Annotated in this window: 21 protein-coding genes; 4 read left to right on the top strand and 17 right to left on the bottom strand. The window is 41.1% G+C overall.

What is annotated here, in order from left to right:
• Positions 1-56: 56 nt before the first annotated feature.
• A complete protein-coding gene (locus ABN702_RS05465) occupies positions 57-860 on the bottom strand; it encodes a transporter substrate-binding domain-containing protein (protein WP_417899736.1) in 804 nt (267 codons plus the stop codon).
• 298 nt (positions 861-1158) lie between these two features.
• On the opposite strand from ABN702_RS05465, the gene ABN702_RS05460 reads away from it, so the two are divergent.
• The gene (locus ABN702_RS05460) at positions 1159-1518 is read left to right on the top strand and encodes a hypothetical protein (protein WP_417899735.1); all 360 of its coding nucleotides are present in this window, start codon (positions 1159-1161) and stop codon (positions 1516-1518) included.
• Between the two features lie 125 nt (positions 1519-1643).
• Here the strand turns inward: ABN702_RS05460 and ABN702_RS05455 are convergent, their stop codons facing one another.
• From ABN702_RS05455 to ABN702_RS05425, 7 genes are all read right to left on the bottom strand, one after another.
• Positions 1644-2150: an RNA polymerase sigma factor gene (locus tag ABN702_RS05455; RefSeq protein WP_417899734.1), complete on the bottom strand. Its 507-nt coding sequence runs from the start codon at positions 2148-2150 to the stop codon at positions 1644-1646.
• On the bottom strand, positions 2151-4391 hold the full coding sequence (locus ABN702_RS05450) for a sensor histidine kinase (protein ID WP_417899733.1): 2241 nt from the start codon (positions 4389-4391) through the stop codon (positions 2151-2153). It abuts the gene before it with no gap.
• Entirely contained in the window at positions 4369-5061 is a 693-nt protein-coding gene (locus ABN702_RS05445; protein WP_417899732.1) for a response regulator transcription factor, read from the bottom strand. Before ABN702_RS05445 ends, ABN702_RS05450 begins: the two co-directional genes overlap by 23 nt.
• Positions 5062-5251: 190 nt before the next feature.
• A complete protein-coding gene (locus ABN702_RS05440; protein WP_417899731.1) occupies positions 5252-5929 on the bottom strand; it encodes a hypothetical protein in 678 nt (225 codons plus the stop codon).
• The gene (locus ABN702_RS05435; RefSeq protein WP_417899730.1) at positions 5926-6678 is read right to left on the bottom strand and encodes a hypothetical protein; all 753 of its coding nucleotides are present in this window, start codon (positions 6676-6678) and stop codon (positions 5926-5928) included. Before ABN702_RS05435 ends, ABN702_RS05440 begins: the two co-directional genes overlap by 4 nt.
• Entirely contained in the window at positions 6662-7549 is an 888-nt protein-coding gene (locus ABN702_RS05430; protein ID WP_417899729.1) for an ATP-binding cassette domain-containing protein, read from the bottom strand. The genes ABN702_RS05435 and ABN702_RS05430 overlap by 17 nt, the downstream gene beginning before the upstream one ends.
• The gene (locus ABN702_RS05425; RefSeq protein WP_417899728.1) at positions 7546-7923 is read right to left on the bottom strand and encodes a GntR family transcriptional regulator; all 378 of its coding nucleotides are present in this window, start codon (positions 7921-7923) and stop codon (positions 7546-7548) included. The genes ABN702_RS05430 and ABN702_RS05425 overlap by 4 nt, the downstream gene beginning before the upstream one ends.
• Positions 7924-8172: 249 nt before the next feature.
• Here ABN702_RS05425 and ABN702_RS05420 point away from each other — a divergent pair, with 249 nt between their 5' ends.
• The 3 genes from ABN702_RS05420 to ABN702_RS05410 are packed head-to-tail and all read left to right on the top strand — an operon-like array spanning position 8173 to position 10661.
• Entirely contained in the window at positions 8173-9102 is a 930-nt protein-coding gene (locus ABN702_RS05420; protein WP_417899727.1) for an ABC transporter ATP-binding protein, read from the top strand.
• A complete protein-coding gene (locus ABN702_RS05415) occupies positions 9099-10199 on the top strand; it encodes an ABC transporter permease (protein WP_417899726.1) in 1101 nt (366 codons plus the stop codon). The genes ABN702_RS05420 and ABN702_RS05415 overlap by 4 nt, the downstream gene beginning before the upstream one ends.
• A 27-nt stretch (positions 10200-10226) precedes the next feature.
• Positions 10227-10661 carry a DUF6526 family protein gene (locus ABN702_RS05410; RefSeq protein ID WP_417899725.1) on the top strand — a complete coding sequence of 145 codons (435 nt, stop codon included), beginning with the start codon at positions 10227-10229 and terminating at the stop codon, positions 10659-10661.
• 63 nt (positions 10662-10724) lie between these two features.
• Here the strand turns inward: ABN702_RS05410 and ABN702_RS05405 are convergent, their stop codons facing one another.
• The 9 genes from ABN702_RS05405 to ABN702_RS05365 form a co-directional block, all read right to left on the bottom strand.
• Positions 10725-12254, bottom strand: a complete 1530-nt coding sequence (locus ABN702_RS05405; protein WP_417899724.1) for a glycosyl hydrolase family 18 protein — start codon at positions 12252-12254, stop codon at positions 10725-10727.
• Positions 12255-12346: 92 nt separating this feature from the next.
• Positions 12347-12835, bottom strand: coding sequence for a GyrI-like domain-containing protein (locus ABN702_RS05400; RefSeq protein WP_417899723.1), 489 nt, complete (start codon positions 12833-12835; stop codon positions 12347-12349).
• A gap of 27 nt (positions 12836-12862) precedes the next feature.
• Entirely contained in the window at positions 12863-13477 is a 615-nt protein-coding gene (locus ABN702_RS05395) for a hypothetical protein (protein WP_417899722.1), read from the bottom strand.
• Positions 13478-13544: 67 nt separating this feature from the next.
• Positions 13545-13952: a DUF4181 domain-containing protein gene (locus ABN702_RS05390; protein ID WP_417899721.1), complete on the bottom strand. Its 408-nt coding sequence runs from the start codon at positions 13950-13952 to the stop codon at positions 13545-13547.
• A 42-nt stretch (positions 13953-13994) separates the two neighbouring features.
• Positions 13995-14510, bottom strand: coding sequence for a DinB family protein (locus tag ABN702_RS05385; RefSeq protein WP_417899720.1), 516 nt, complete (start codon positions 14508-14510; stop codon positions 13995-13997).
• A 5-nt stretch (positions 14511-14515) separates the two neighbouring features.
• A complete protein-coding gene (locus ABN702_RS05380) occupies positions 14516-14731 on the bottom strand; it encodes a hypothetical protein (protein ID WP_417899719.1) in 216 nt (71 codons plus the stop codon).
• A 9-nt stretch (positions 14732-14740) separates the two neighbouring features.
• Complete coding sequence (locus ABN702_RS05375) at positions 14741-14932, bottom strand: hypothetical protein (RefSeq protein ID WP_417899718.1); 192 nt, start codon at positions 14930-14932, stop codon at positions 14741-14743.
• On the bottom strand, positions 14933-15334 hold the full coding sequence (locus ABN702_RS05370) for a VOC family protein (protein WP_417899717.1): 402 nt from the start codon (positions 15332-15334) through the stop codon (positions 14933-14935).
• Between the two features lie 15 nt (positions 15335-15349).
• Positions 15350-15712 carry a VOC family protein gene (locus tag ABN702_RS05365; RefSeq protein ID WP_417899716.1) on the bottom strand — a complete coding sequence of 121 codons (363 nt, stop codon included), beginning with the start codon at positions 15710-15712 and terminating at the stop codon, positions 15350-15352.
• Positions 15713-15720: the final 8 nt, after the last annotated feature.

Raw genomic sequence — 15720 nt, 5'->3', positions numbered from 1 at the left:
ATGCCCTGATAACAAAATCAAAAGGGTAGCATGTACCCTTTTGATTTATAAGTCTATTATTCTTGGTCTCCGCCGAACCATTTCATGATAAGCTTATCCAATTCGCCGTTTTCTTTCATTTCCCCCAGAACACGGTTGAATTCTTCTGTAAGTTCACTGTCTTTCGGCAAAGCAATGGCAGAACCTTTTTCATCTGTATCGAGATTAAATCCAGTAAGATCGGAATCCTTTTCCATGAAGCCTTTCATGACTGTGTCTTCAATGATTGCTGCGTCAATACGCCCAGTTTTTAATTCTTGAATTAATTGAGGAATGCGATCACGGTCTTCAATCTTCTTTAGTTTGATTGTCTTATTGATTTCCTCTGCTTGTTCCAATTGAATGGAACCTAGCTGGGCACCGACCGTTTTTCCCTCTAAATCTTCCACTTTCTCAATCTTGCTGTCTTTTAAAGAAACAACCATATGGTGAGCTGTATAATATACATCTGTAAAATCTACTTGCTCTAAGCGTTCTTCCGTCGGCGTCATACCTGCAAGAATCAAATCGATGTTCCCTGCATCCATTGCCGTGATCAAGCTACCGAAGTCGATATCCTGAACTTTAAGTTCATAACCCAATTCTTCTGTAATCGCTTTTGCTAGATCGATGTCGAAGCCAATTATTTCTTCGCCCTTTTCTGTATCTATGTACTCGAAAGGAGGATAGTCAGCCGAAGTCCCCATAACCAGGACTTTCTTATCACCATTTTCTTCTTTACCACTGCCGGCTGTTTCGCCGCCATTGTTGGATGTACCGCATGCTGACAGCAATCCTACTACTAAAATACTCATCAATGAAACTAAAAACCATTTTTTCACAATAATTTCCCCCTATACTATTTTCAGAAAAGTAAAAATTAATACAATTATGAAACAAACTTGAGTTTATTTCAAGTATTATTTGTCTGTATGTTTATTCGAATAAATGTATTTTAACACATGTAAATATTTATGCAATATAGTTAATAAAGATAAATAAAGTTTTTATATTTTTACTATTCTGAAATATATAAAATAAGTTATAGCTGAAGTAACATTTGGTCATGTCATAATAATAAAGACCTAGAAAAGGAGGTGACAAGTCACGCGTACTGATGCGAATAAATTGGACTTGATCTTGAACAATATGATGGAATTCAAGAAGTCCCAAGAAGAAATGAAAAAAGAACTAATAGACTTGAATGAAAAGACATCCACTCTTTCCGAAAATCAACGACAGATGAATAAAGAACTCTGCGGATTGAACAAGAAAACATTCCTCCTATCAGTTGGACAGCACCAAATAAAAGAAGAGCTCCATTCCTTAACAAACACAACCTTTACATTATGGGAGGAATTCTACTTATTCAGACACGGCGCCATTGAATGGTTCAATGAAATCAGCTCCACTCTGAGAATTGAAGAGGATCAAACAAAGGATATTGAAGCAATCCTCGAGGAAATATCAGTCAAACTGGACGAGAAGGGGTCAAAGTGATTTTGGCTCAAGATAATTCCGTAAAGAGTGCCCTGTATAAACTTCTCTAGATTGACACATTCCTATTAAATCAAAAAAAGTGCAAGGAGCACTTTTTTCAGTGGTCCTTGCACCAACATCATTATCTATGCACTCCATTCGAATTCAATCCGCTCTTTCAGCTTCCTTCTTGCACGATGAATTTTAGACTTCACAGTGGATGGATGCATCTTCAAAGCCTCAGCAATCTCACGCTCCTTTAACCCTTTATCCATTTTAAGCGCTAACATCTTTTGGTCATCCCCTGAGAAATCTTCCAGCGCTTCTTTTATGATTTCTTTTAAAAAGCATACACCTACTTCTTCTTCTACGTTCTGCCTTGCCTCTTTTCCGAGACAGTCGAGCATACATAATTCCATCGGGTACCCTTTTGTCTTTTTCTCACGCCTGATAAAATCAATGGCCGTTCTTGATGCGATCACACATAGCCAAGCACCGACTTTTTGTATGTCCTCCAGATCATCCAGCTTCTTGAATGCCTTGATGAAGGTTTCTTGCACATTATCTTCTGCAAGTTGCCGATCCCGGATAATGGCTAGGCTCACGCGGAATAACCTGTCGTAATAGGTGGTGTAAATAGCTGCATATTCCATTTATTCCACCACTCTCAAGCAGATGTTCACTTTAAAAAGGTCTCCGTCTGTCTCTATATTCAGGTTGCCCTCGTGAAGATCGATGATGGATTTTGCGATGGCAAGGCCCAAACCGGATCCTTCTGTATGTCGGGAGGTATCTCCTCTTTTAAAGCGTTCGTACAGCTCTTCACTCTGATCGTTAAGTTCATACTTGGATATGTTCTTAAAGGTGATATTCACTTTATCCCCAGATTTCTGCATTTGGATATACACCCGTGACTGGTCTAATGAATACTTGATGATATTTCCGATGAGATTATCAAACACTCTCCATATTTTCTGACCGTCGACCATTGCCAAAATTGGGTTTTCTGGGAGGGTAACTCTAAAATGCAAGTTTGATTTCACCATCGAACTATTCATTTCTGCAAGTGCCTGCTGAAGAAGCTGGTTGATATCAACTTTCTCTTTCACTAATTCCATGTTTCCGCTCGCCATTTTCGAAACTTCAAAGAGGTCATCAATCAACCCTTTGAGGCGTTGTGACTTCCGGTCAATAATCTCCAAATATGCCGTTCGATCTTCTATAGACAAATCTTCTCTTTTCAACAATTCTGTATAAGTAATGATGGAAGTCAGCGGCGTTCTCAAATCATGGCTGACATTCGTGATCAGTTCCGTCTTCAATCGCTCGCTTTTTGCCTGTTCATTTAATGAGACTTTTACCCCTTGATTAAGGACATTCAAATTAGCCGCCATCTTTGCCAGCTCCGACTTACCGTTTATCTCCAAATCCTCCCCTAATCTCCCTGCTGCCATCTCTTCCGTTTTCATGCTTATTCGGTTGAAATAGCCTATGCTCTTGATAAAATACTTTAGGGCAGGGATACCTAACAAGAATAAAAACAACAAGTATAAGAAGAAGAATATTGGGTGTATCAATACCATTAAGATCGCAGCTCCAGAAACAAACACGATTCCTAAAAGAACAATTGCCTGTATTCCGGTCGACCTGTTTAAAAAGGCTTCTTTCAATCCATTTTTTATACTTAGATAAATTTCTTTTATTACCCTTATTACTCTTACCACTACACTGTTAGTCCATTCTTTTCCGATGGATTCTCCATTTTGATGACTTGTGGCAATGTATCTGATTTGCTGATATAGGATTAAGCAGAGGATGGCTCCTGAAACGATACTGAAAACAAGCTCCACACTATCAATATTATTTCGGTGATACAGTCCAAGATTTAAGCTGTCATTTACCCAGAATAAAGTGAGTAGTGTGAAAAAGCCAGTAAAGAGAGTTGCGGCAATACGGATATCTATTGGTATTTTGTTATAGATTCCATGCAGCTTGCCCATTTTTTTCGGTAATCTGGCAACCTTTATCATAATAAGCAACCAAATGAGTAATACCGTAACAGTACTTACTCCCAATATCCAAAACAACTTTCTGTTCTCTTCGTAGTTGGTCTTCGCTGTCATGATCTCACTCTCTGGTGAAAGCGTTTTCGGGACACCTATTTCTCCTACATACCCGTTCATTGCCTGGGCTATTGCCTGGTACAACCAATCTTCATAGGGCCAAATTCCCGAAGAGATAAACGTTTCACCATCAATGTTAAAGCTGTCATGATAATTCATCTTGTCGTTGGAAAATGCACTTTCTACACTCTCTTTTTTCAATCCCGTATTCGTATAAAATTCTTCCCCATTTGAAAAATGATAGAGAAACTCATCCTGAAATCTGGAAGGATTCGCCTTAAAATCAGCGAGATTCGCAAAATATTCTTCCACTATTTTTTCTTTTTCAGCAAGGATCTTTTTTTCTACATATTCATCACTATCAAAGTTCTTCCGGATATCATCAAGCTTTGCATCTCTCTCTGCTCTAAGTTCATCCGCGTTTTCGTCGGATTTTCCATCCTCGGCAAGCTGGATTCTGTCCTCATACTGATAGCGGATATTTGCAAGCTGTTCATCCAAGAAACCATAACGATGACGATGTTCTTCAATTTCTTCCTGTGTGACTGTTATATTCTTCTTCACAGCTTCTTCCGGTAATGTGCCCACTTCCTCCATCGCCAGGTAATTCACAAACTCCCTTAATTCATATTGAAATTCTTCCGTATTAAAATAGTTTTCATCATCATACTTATATGAATTAGATAGAAAGTACAAACTTCCACTAAGAGTACCGGTAAACACCAACGCCATCAAAAAGGCAAATACCCTATTTCTCCATTTTGTAGCCAATCCCCCATACCACCTTTAAATATCTTGGATTTTTCGGATCTATCTCTATTTTTTCTCTGATTTTACGTATATGTACCGCCACCGTATTTTCCGCATTGTAACCTGGCTCCTTCCACACCCGCTCATAAATGTCGTTGATGGAATAAACACGCCCGGCATTGCTCATCAGAAGCTCCACTATCTTGTATTCGATCGGTGTCAGCTTCACTGGCTCTCCCTGAACAGCGACTTCTTTCGCTTCTTTATCAAGTGTAAGTCCATTAAGATCGATAACCTTCATGATTCCTTCAAAAGTACCAAGACTCACATATCTTCTCAGCTGTGACTTGACCCTCGCCACCAGCTCCATCGGGTTGAAAGGTTTCGTCACATAGTCGTCCGCTCCAACCTGCAGGCCCAATATTTTATCCGTGTCCTCACTTTTTGCACTCAGAATGATGATCGGAATGTTCTTCTTCTCCCGTATTCTGTATGTCGCAGAAATGCCATCAAGTCTTGGCATCATTACATCAAGCAAAATGAGGTGCACCTGGTTTTCATGCAGCATCTCGAGCGCTTCCACTCCATCCTTCGCCTTCAGAACTCGTACTCCTTCGTTTTTCAGGTAGATCTCTATCGCATCCCGAATCTCTTTTTCATCATCCACAACCAAAACCGTATACTTCTCCATCTCTCACCCTTCTCCCACTTGCCTTCTTTCCATAAACCTATAATACTTTGAAAATCTTAACAACAAACAATCTATTTTCTTAAGAATTTCTTAAGGTTGGCAGTTTTTTCTTTATTATACCGTTTTAATGGACAGCCTAGGCAGCCCCATAAAAAAAGACACTCAGATAATCTAAGTGTCCATGAGTTGGTTATTTCACTTCCTCGTAATAAACCCCTCCTTGTGCCTTGATTTCCAAATCTTGCGGAACTTTCAAATATAGAATGGGACCTGAATGGGTGCTGCCAAACCCATCGTCTTCCAGCCAACTTTCATTGGTGAACTGGGAGTAGACAAACTCCTTTTTAATCATTTTCAGCTCGATTTCCAGCATTGGCGGTGGCATGATTGTTAATGTGCCATTTTGAAGTTTAACAGTGGGACTAGGAACCTCTTTGGAAAGATCAAAATCATTCACGGTCAAATAGCTTGCATATATGGTGGTTTCCACTCGGTTTTTCAACCTGCTATCCCGCTCTACAATGATGGAGATGTAGTAGTCGGGAGATGAAAGTGCAAGCTGCAGCTCCTTTTCTTCTATAGAATAGCTCGATCTGCTTCTTACATGCTTCTGATTCACTTCTCTTTTTTCCAGGAGATCTTCGAATAACGTTTCCAAGCTTTCATCGGCAACGGGTATACTGTCAACGGTCTGATATTTCTTATTGGGCAGGAGGTAGAAAAGAGCAGTCCCAAGTAATAATAATGCAACATACCCAGCCAAAAGCCTCATGCTTCTGGTTGAAGATTTTGTAAAGTAAGGTTTTTTAACAAATTGGACTATAAGGAAAACGGTGCCCAATAATAGCAAGGGTAGCAGAATGTTCATGACCTCACCTCCGATCTACCATAGATAATCGCTGACATATACAATAATACGGCTGCTGTAATAATTACTTTAATAAAAAACAGGAAAAAAGAGGCTTCAGTAAAGAAAAAACCTAGGACGGAAGGGACTATATCGACTCTCCCTATTAATCCACCGAAAAGTAAAAGTCCAACAAATACGACTGGAAGCACAATTTTCACTAATGGATGCAACTGTACCAGTGTTCCTACAAGGTAGCCAAGTGCAGCAAAAAGGAGCATGTATAGAAAAGTCGCTAAAAAGCCTTTTATTATGACACTTGGTGAGGTTTGCAAAGTGGAGAAATACATCACTTCTGTACTTGGCAGGAAATAGAGCATCACTTTTAATAAAAAAGTAGATAATAGTGAAGTGATCGCCCCAAGTAAACTGATAGTCCCCAGAAAAGCGAAATTGGAGAGATCACCGCTTAGTCGATTCGTGACGAAGGAGAAGTCATCGTTCCGATATGCCTTCGTCGTGACGAGGATGGATGAGATGAAGGCCCAGAGCATCGTCAGCGCCACTACGATATCCACTGAATAGTATTTTATATCGATACTGAATGACTCACTCGATGTACCGTAGGAATTCATCGCACTAAACGCAAATAGTAATGCGATTGCCTGCAGGACCATCAGAGAGGTGTATACACCGGAGTAAGCCTTCAATTTATAGAGATATTGCTTTTTGACCACTTCCCCGAGCGTTACCTTATTTAAAGACATCATCGATTCCCCCTTTTGCCTTATCTGTCAAATACACACAGGCATCGCTTGCGGAAACCGGTGTGACGGATAGCCCATAACGTGCAGCCTCTGATATGCCATAATCCTTCTTTACCACGACATATTTGCTGTCTGGACTTATATTTTTTGTATAGAGCACATCTCTATTATGCAGCCATTCGTCCAAGACACTTGCTTTTCCGGAAACACCCACTGCGTATTCCTTCATTTCTTCCATCGAAATGTGCAGAAGGACTTTCCCTTGATCGATTAGCAGGACATCTTCCAGCAGATCCTCTATTTCATCAAGATGATGACTCGATACAATGATGGCTCTAGGAAAGGACAAGTAGTCTTTTAGCAACGCACGATAAAAGTCTTTCCGGACTGCTGCATCCATCCCCGTTGTTGGTTCATCGAATATGGTCAATGGACATCTCGAAGCAAGCCCGATTATCATGTTAAACGTATTTTTCTTTCCTTTTGAAAGCGTGTCATGCGATTGCTTCGGATGGAAGGAAAAATACTCGAACAGTCGTCTTGCTAGCTCCGCATTCCAATTGGCATAAAACCTTCCCGTTTCCTCCAGGATCTCCCCAAGGTTTAATGCAGTAGGAAAGCTCATGAAATCATCCACAAATATGGTATTGGCTGAAACAGTCAGACTATTGAAAGGACGTTCATCCCAGACCTGTATTTCACCGGATGTTTCTTTATAAAATCCGGCAATCAATTTTAGAAGTGTTGTTTTCCCAACACCGTTTCTCCCTATCAATCCCGTGATCTTGTTTTCTTCCAAGCTGAAGGTAAGGCCTTCAAGCACTTTGGTATGGCCATATTCCTTTGTAAGACCTCTGCATTCTACTATCTTCATGGCCGATCCCCCTTCCCTAATTTTCGAATCATTGTGACCAGTTCCTCTTCATCCACATGAAGACGCGCAGCTTCCTCCACCAATTCCATGACTAACCTCTTTAACGTATGGTCCTTTCTTTTACGTAAAATAATCTCTTTCGCTCCCTGATTGACAAACATCCCAAGACCCCTTTTCTTGTATAAGACATTTTCATCCACCAAAATATTTAAACCTTTTGCAGCTGTTGCGGGATTGATGTTGAATATCTCCGCCAGCTGATATTGCGAGTGAACCTTTTGATCCGTTTCAAAGCTTCCATTCAATATTTCTGCTTCCAGCCATTCTGCAATCTGTACATAAATAGGTTTTGATCCATCCGCGTTTAAAATCAACTTCGCACCTCCTCTAACATAGTGCATTACTGTTGTAATGTAGTATATAATAATTACCATAATAAAACAACTGATTTTAGCCTATTTTTGTAAATTTTCTGAAACAGACAAAATCAGACAGGCTAATTTTGTTATAATGACGAAGTTCTCCATAAGAAAATTGACAACTTTTTCTTTCTCCTATACGTTTACTTTAGGGCTAAACAATGCCTGCTTCTTCAAATAATATTTCAGTGCGGAGTGTGAAAAATGGATACACCCCAAGAAATTATCCAAGTGCAAAATCTAGTGAAAAAATACGGTGATTTTACCGCGGTGAACGGAATTGAATTTTCTGTTCAGAAAGGGGAAGTGTTTGGCCTTTTAGGCCCTAACGGTGCAGGCAAATCGACGACATTGGAAATGCTCGTCGGACTCCGCAAGCCGGATGCGGGAACTGCCATCGTAGGCGGGTTCAATATTCAGTCGGAATTAAAGAAGGTAAAAGAGGTTATTGGTGTCCAACTCCAGTCGACCACATTATTCGAGCTTCTGACCGTAACAGAAATACTAAAGATGTATGCCAGCTTTTATCCAAAAAATGTAGATATTCCTGAGCTTATCGAGGATATGCAGTTAACGGACAAAGCGAAGAGCCGGATCAAGGGCTTATCAGGCGGGCAGAAACAGCGTTTGGCCATTGCACTCGCCCTCGTTCATGATCCTTGGATCCTGTTTCTTGATGAGCCTACAACCGGCTTGGATCCACAAGCCAGAAGAACCCTTTGGGATATTGTGCTCCGTTTAAAGGAACGTGGAAAAACTGTTGTACTTACCACACATTATATGGATGAAGCGCATGTGCTCTGTGACCGTATCGCCATCATGGACCAGGGACGGCTCATTGCTTTGGATACTCCCTCCCTGCTTGTCAAACGGCTGCAGTCCGACAGCGCGGTTGAATTTCGCTTCCCAGACGTCGTGGAACAAGTATCCTTCGAACAGTTGAATGGAGTAAAACAAGTTGGAAAACAAAATGATACATATGTACTTTATACGGATGACATTCAAACAACCTTAACAGCCTTGATACACTTTGCTGCTGAGAAAGAGCTTGAATTGATGGACCTTCAAACCAGGACCGCAACCCTGGAGGATGTCTTTATTCACATGACAGGAAGGAGATTGCGAGAAGGATGAGAGCTTACTGGCATTTAACACTCGGGCAATTACGGATTTTCCTTCGCAATCGCCAAGTACTATTTTGGACACTTGCTTTTCCCATCTTTCTCATGGTGATGCTTGGCTCGTTCCTGGGGAATGGGAGAGAGATAAGTGTATCGCTTGCGGTGGTTGATGAAGACCAGTCAAATGAGTCCAAGGAGCTTATTGATATTTTCAAGGATTACAAGGCACTTAATATGACCATGATAAGTGACCGGGATGAAGCATTTGAAGTGTTAAAAGAGGGAGAATTGAACCTCGTGGTCGTTATTCCGGATGGATATGGGGAATTCCTGGTGGAAGCACCTTCGGACACCGCGCCCTTTTCATTGCCTCTATTTTTCGATGAAACAAATATGGCCGTTTCCCAGATCGGTATCCAGCTTGTAAACAGTACAGTCGATTCGATCAGCAAGGAAATGGTGCAATATTCGCCGCTTCTAGAAACGAAGGCGGAAGGAATTGAAGCACTGGATTTACAATACATTGACTTCCTGGTCCCTGGTATAGTGGCCATGATGATCATGAGCAACAATATGAACGGAGTTGCAGGTCAAATCGCGTCATGGAGGGAACGGGGTATCCTCAGAAGAATGCAGGGAACCACATTGAAGGCATCCACTTTTATCGCGGCACAAATTACCGCGCGGCTTTTATTGAACGGCTTTCAGGCATTGATCGTCCTTGGAGTAGCACAGCTCATTTTTGGTGTTGAAGTGAGAGGCTCCTGGTTTACCCTGGTGACATTTGTTGTTCTGGGAACGCTTGCTTTTATGGCCATAGGTTTTATTATTGCAGGTATCGCCAAGACTCCAGAAAGTGCGGCACCAATTGCTGGTTTTCTATCTTTTCCGTTGCTGTTTTTGGGAGGCGTCTTTTTCCCGATCAGTGATATGCCTGAATTCCTGCAACCGATTGTGAACGTTATACCGATCTCCCATCTTAGCCATGCATTGAGAGAAACCATGAATGTCGGGGCATCATTTCTGTCATTAGGTACCGAAGCGCTCATCCTTAGCTGCTGGCTGGTTGGTGCTTTCATCGTAGCAAGCTATACCTTTAAATGGGAATAAAAAAAGCTATAAAAAGAGGAGAAACACATGAAAACTCAAAACTACGAAAACCATGTAAGAATGCATCCGATTTATCATTATTTCTTAACTTTACTGGTTCTTGCTTCGCTTATTACAGCCGTCGTGAATCTGGTGCTATCCCTTCAATCAGGTGAAAATGTATGGTCAGCCCTTGCAATTTTGCTAATGGCTGCAGCTTTCGTCCTGACATTTATCCTGCTGCGCATCTACCCTTTGCGTGCCCAGGACAGAGCAATTCGGGCAGAAGAAAGTTTACGTCATTTCATCTTAACCGGTAAACCATTGGATTCCCGCTTAACAATGGGTCAAATTGTGGCACTTCGCTTTGCTTCGGATAAAGAACTTCTTGAGCTGAGCATTGCTGCCGCAGAGGAAGAATTGTCACCAAAGGATATCAAAAAGAGGATCGTGGAGTGGCGATCGGATCATAATAGGATTTAAGTGAACCAGTTGAAAGAACAAGGCTCATCCCATTGTACCGGGATGAGCCTTTTATCTGTCCTTCTATTCATCTTTCATATCATCATATATCTTCTTCAATAGAACCTCATCTGGATCCTGACTGAGCTCCCACATCATGGCACCACCAAGACCCTTTTCTTTGATGAAAGCCGTTTTATGACCGATGGATTCCTGATCATCATAACTGACTACGGTCGTTCCATCAAAAAGCAACGGTACTTTGGAATCTTCTATCCATACACGGGAGAAACCATTCTGATTCACATAATCAGAGGCAATCTTAGCGTAACTGAGGGACGTTCCCCCGCCGCTAAAGGACTTATATAAACCGTTATTACTAGTATCGTCGACCTGCTTGAAAACTCTTCCGTAAAAAGGAAGACCCATGACAAGCTTTTCTGGCGGAACTCCACCATTGATATAGGTCTGCACCCCGTCCCCGACACTCCATTCGCCATGAAACCCACTCGCTGGATCTTGGTGAAGCGGTGCATTCAATCCAGATAAAGGATCCCATTCTCCATGGATATCATAGGTCATCAGCTGAATATAGTCGAGATAAGGATGAATTTCCGTGAGCTCGAGGTTGGCCGCATGAGCTTTACTAGCACCTGCCGCAATGGTTAGCAGGTATTCCTTATCATCCTTCTCAGACTGCTCGTCCAATGTTTCACGGATCTTTTTTAACAATAGCGTATAGTTCCTTTTATCTTCGGGACGGTTCGTGTTATCCGCTTCCCCACCGCTTACAGGGTACTCCCAATCAAGGTCTACGCCATCAAAGCCATAGTCCAACAGGAATTGGCGTACACTCTCTGCAAATCTCGCTCGCGAATCCTCTGTGAGGGCTGCATCCGAGAAATTCTCCGACCATGTCCAGCCTCCGATAGAAATCAGCGTTTTGATGTGAGGGTGCTGTTCCTTCAGTTTGTTCAGTTGATGGAAGTTTTTAACATCAGTCGAGGAATCTCCTACCGCTATCTTGCCATCCTTTGTAATGTTGGCAAAGGCATAGTTGATATGCGTAAGCTTGCTCGCATCGATATCCGCCACCTCGTATCCGGAATAGGCAGCCCATCCCGCGTAATAGCCTACGAGTTTGGCAGATACCGGTTCCGGATTCTTGACCATCACATTTTTGATCACTTCCGTCTTCTGATTCGAATCATCATAGGCGATAACCTTCAGGATCTGTTCCCCATCAGGCACCCAACTTTCTGTAGCCCAGTTAATCGTGTAAGGCTCTGAAGTCACAGTGCCAATCAGGTATTCGCCGTTGTTGCTGTAAAATTCCACCTTGCTGATATCTTGATCATCCGTTGCATTCACGGATAGTTTGACATCTCCACCAACCGAATTCTCTTCTGTTGAATCGGACTCGGCTGTAATCTCACTTATTTGTGGCGGCTGATCTATTGTTTCTTTTTCTGTGGCAGTTACTCTGCTTGTATTCGGAGAGTCATTCTCCGGATTATCTGTCGTTAATACGATAACGACACTGACTATTAATATAGTAATCAGTAAAATACCGATCCATTTCATGCTGTTATGTTTTTTCCTTCTACGCTGCATTATGATTCTATATCCTCCTGTTTCCCATACTTATCTTTCATTGTAATATGGGGATACATCGGGAAGTAGCGGTAAATATTAGCACAGTTATTTTACGGTTTATGAACAGGTATCAATATTTCAAAATGGGGATCATTCAGGTCACGATTCACCGGATACCATTCATGCTTAATAGGCAGGTCGTCATAATAATCTACATCTGATTCTTTGAAAGGGATATAATCATTCTGCTTAAACCACTGATAGATTTTGGTGTAGGTATGGCCAATATCCTGACCTTTTTCATGAGACACCTTCAGATAGGTCATTTCTGGCACACGAATGTCGACCATTCCATCAGGTACTTCCTGTTGCTCCTGCACGCGAAAGACGGAATAGTGTACAAATCCATCTGGACGGAGATGGTAGGATAGTCCAAACTGAACTTCCGGCTCCACTGCATAGGCCAATTCACCAACCCGGTTACTCATTTCAACAATAACATCTTTTAAGCTACTAACCTCGGTGTATGGGCCTTCCCACTTTACCCCGATTGCCTTATAGGCAGGGAGTGTTACCAGTTCGTATTGAAGTTTTTCCATATAGAATCTTCCTTTCTATTAAAAATCTCAGCTTGGAAAGTAATAAATCAGTCCAAATCGATCAATAACAAGAGACAGTCCTATTACGATAGATAAAACAAGTAAATATTGCTTCTTTTTTGAAGGTAATATAATGAATAGGATTAGCGCCGCCAGCAAGTCGATACCTTCAGTGAAAGAATATGTATAGATAAAACTATACCCTTCTACTACCAGCAGACTGATAGGCAATGCAGCAAAGGCCGCTGCCTTCCACCCCAGGCCTATTGAATACCATACAAAGTACCCTCCAATTGGAGAAAGCATGGCGATTACACCCCATGCCAAAAAATAACTTCTGGGAAAAAATCCGAACAATACCATGGAGTAAATATAATAAACTATTAACATAGTCGACAAAAATGAAAATGCATGCAAAGCGGCCGCTTCAGGTGAACGGCTCGATACAGCAATCAACGTAGTGATGAAAATCCAAAATCCAAGTCCAGTACTAATCAGCCCTATTTCCGATCCGTCAGTGTATTTTGCAATTAAACCTAAGACTGCACCAGACAATAGAATAAGCAATAATCTTAATACTTTTTGATGTGTACGAAGAATAATAATCGGCTTTTCTCTAATTTCATTCAATAGAATCATCATTTCGCCTGACACCATCTCTATATTATTTCTTACTAAAAAAAGCAGAGATTAAAGTTTACTAGGACTCTCATAAAATGAATCGCTCCATCAAACCAAATGGGAGCAGACGTATGTATAAAATAATGACCACTACAGTTCCACTCAGTATGAGAATGGATTGTTTAGGCTCAGAGGAATACTTCCAATGAAAATAGGCATTTCCCAAATCGAGAATGATTAGAAATATGAGCAATCCCAACGTATAATTGGTAAAAGTGTATCCATGTTCAAATGAATACATGTTAAAAGCAATGATGAAAATTAATCCTGCAAATCTGAGAGACAGATCTACTTTTTTATGTGTTTCATTGACAAAGTTATAGGAAAAACAACTCCTTTTCTTTTCGATCTTGAACAACTTCCTGACGGCAATTTGCACAGCAATAACCACTAAAAACACGACAATTAGTAACAAGAGCAGCTTCATAAAAAACATCTGCACTCCTCTTCTCTTTTGAAATTTCTGTGTTCAGAATGATTATCCGATGTACTTTTCCTTTATGATATTAACATGGTGAATCCCATGACCGGCAATGATATATGCAATTGCCCGGGCTGTTATTGGAAGTTCATTTGCTGTACCACTTCTAAGCCATGCATGCTCCGGTATTCCACCTAATAGACTTAAGGTTGATTTTCTGACAGTTTGAAGTTCTACCACTAATTCAGAAAGCGGTCTTTCAGAAAAATCCCCTTCAACTGCATAAAGCTCCTCGCTGAATCCAGCAAGAGCCGTCTTGTCTCCCCTGGAAATCCGAAGCAGTCTATAGCTCATTATCCGTTCCGTATCCATGACATGGCCAACTACTTCCTTTACCGTCCACTTTCCACTTGCATATGCTATGTTTCCCTGCTCTTCCGTCAGACCAGACAAAAGGTTTACTGTATCTGTGAACTGATGCTCAAGAATCTCCAACAGATTTCCTTCGGGTACCAAGTTTAGATAGCTTTCGTAATATGAGGGGTATTCATTTTCCTCAGGACGTTTCAGCATTTTCTTCACTCCATTCTCTTATTCTTTTTTGACTCTATTATCATCACCACTATAAATAGAATTCCAACAATAGTTAAAGTATTGAAAAGGAAAGAATCTACCCATGTATAGTCAAAGAAAAAGCGGTTAATTAGTTTCAAGCTCACTAATACAAAAATAATATTCATTAACACCTTTTCAATCCTGGATTGCTTGCTTGCATCTTCAAAAAATATGCCCATGGGTCACCTTCAATCAAATAATTTATATTTTGCTTCCACCAGTTTCTCATAGTCCAACTCTCCTGTTTGCTTGCCAACAATCAAACCATCTTCATCAATGAAAAAGGTTGCTGGTTTTATTTCCTCCGCTTTGAGAAACTGCTGGTAGATTGCAGTACCAATTAATAGTGTCAGTATGATAAATGCGATTGAGTTTCTCATTTATTCACTTTCTTTGAGACCTAGAACCGAATGAACCCTTTCCCTTTCAGCCTCTTTATCCATGTATTCAAACAATCCAATTCGATTGTCCCAAGGGTCTGTAAAAGTAGCCCACTTAACAGGCACTTCCTTTCTTGAATGTACCTCGAAATCCTCAATATGGAGTCTATGCATCAATCGAATTCGTTCTGCCTCCAAGTCAGTAACCCCAAAACGCAATGGTCCGCTTCCTTTGGATGGAATCCCCTCAGCGACCTGAAGCCAGCATCCCGGTAGCAGTTCCCATTCAGCGAAGCCATCATGTGGTGTAAAATCCGGTGGCTTATTTAAAAAGGTTTCGTACCATTCTTGTCCAACCTTCATATCCGTTACACGAACCTGGTATGTCATTTCAAAAATCAACTTAAACACCATCCTTCAATTCATATTGGAGAATTCCACAATCTCAATCTGATTTCCAGATGGATCTTCCAGTACAAAGAAACGTCCAGGTGGACATGGCTGCGGTTCATCAAACAGGATGGCAGCTCCTTTTTCTTTTAAACTGGCAAAATCCTTCTCGATATCATGTGATAGAATGCCAAGAAGCACCGATGAATGTGCTTCTTTTCTATTCGAGTCCTCTTTTTCAAGGACAATCGGGACACCTTCATGAACCAAGCTGACAATGTTTTCTCCATAGTGTTTGGAAACCTTGAAGTCCAACACTTCTGTATAAAATCTAACGGCGTCCTGCATATTCCCAACTTTTATTGTAATCACACAAACCTTGTTCAGCATAATCATTC

This window comes from Bacillus haimaensis, assembly GCF_048270625.1.
In the GTDB taxonomy this organism is placed as follows: Bacteria; Bacillota; Bacilli; order Bacillales; family Bacillaceae_I; genus Sutcliffiella_A; species Sutcliffiella_A haimaensis.
This window is presented reverse-complemented; position numbering and strand designations above follow the sequence as displayed.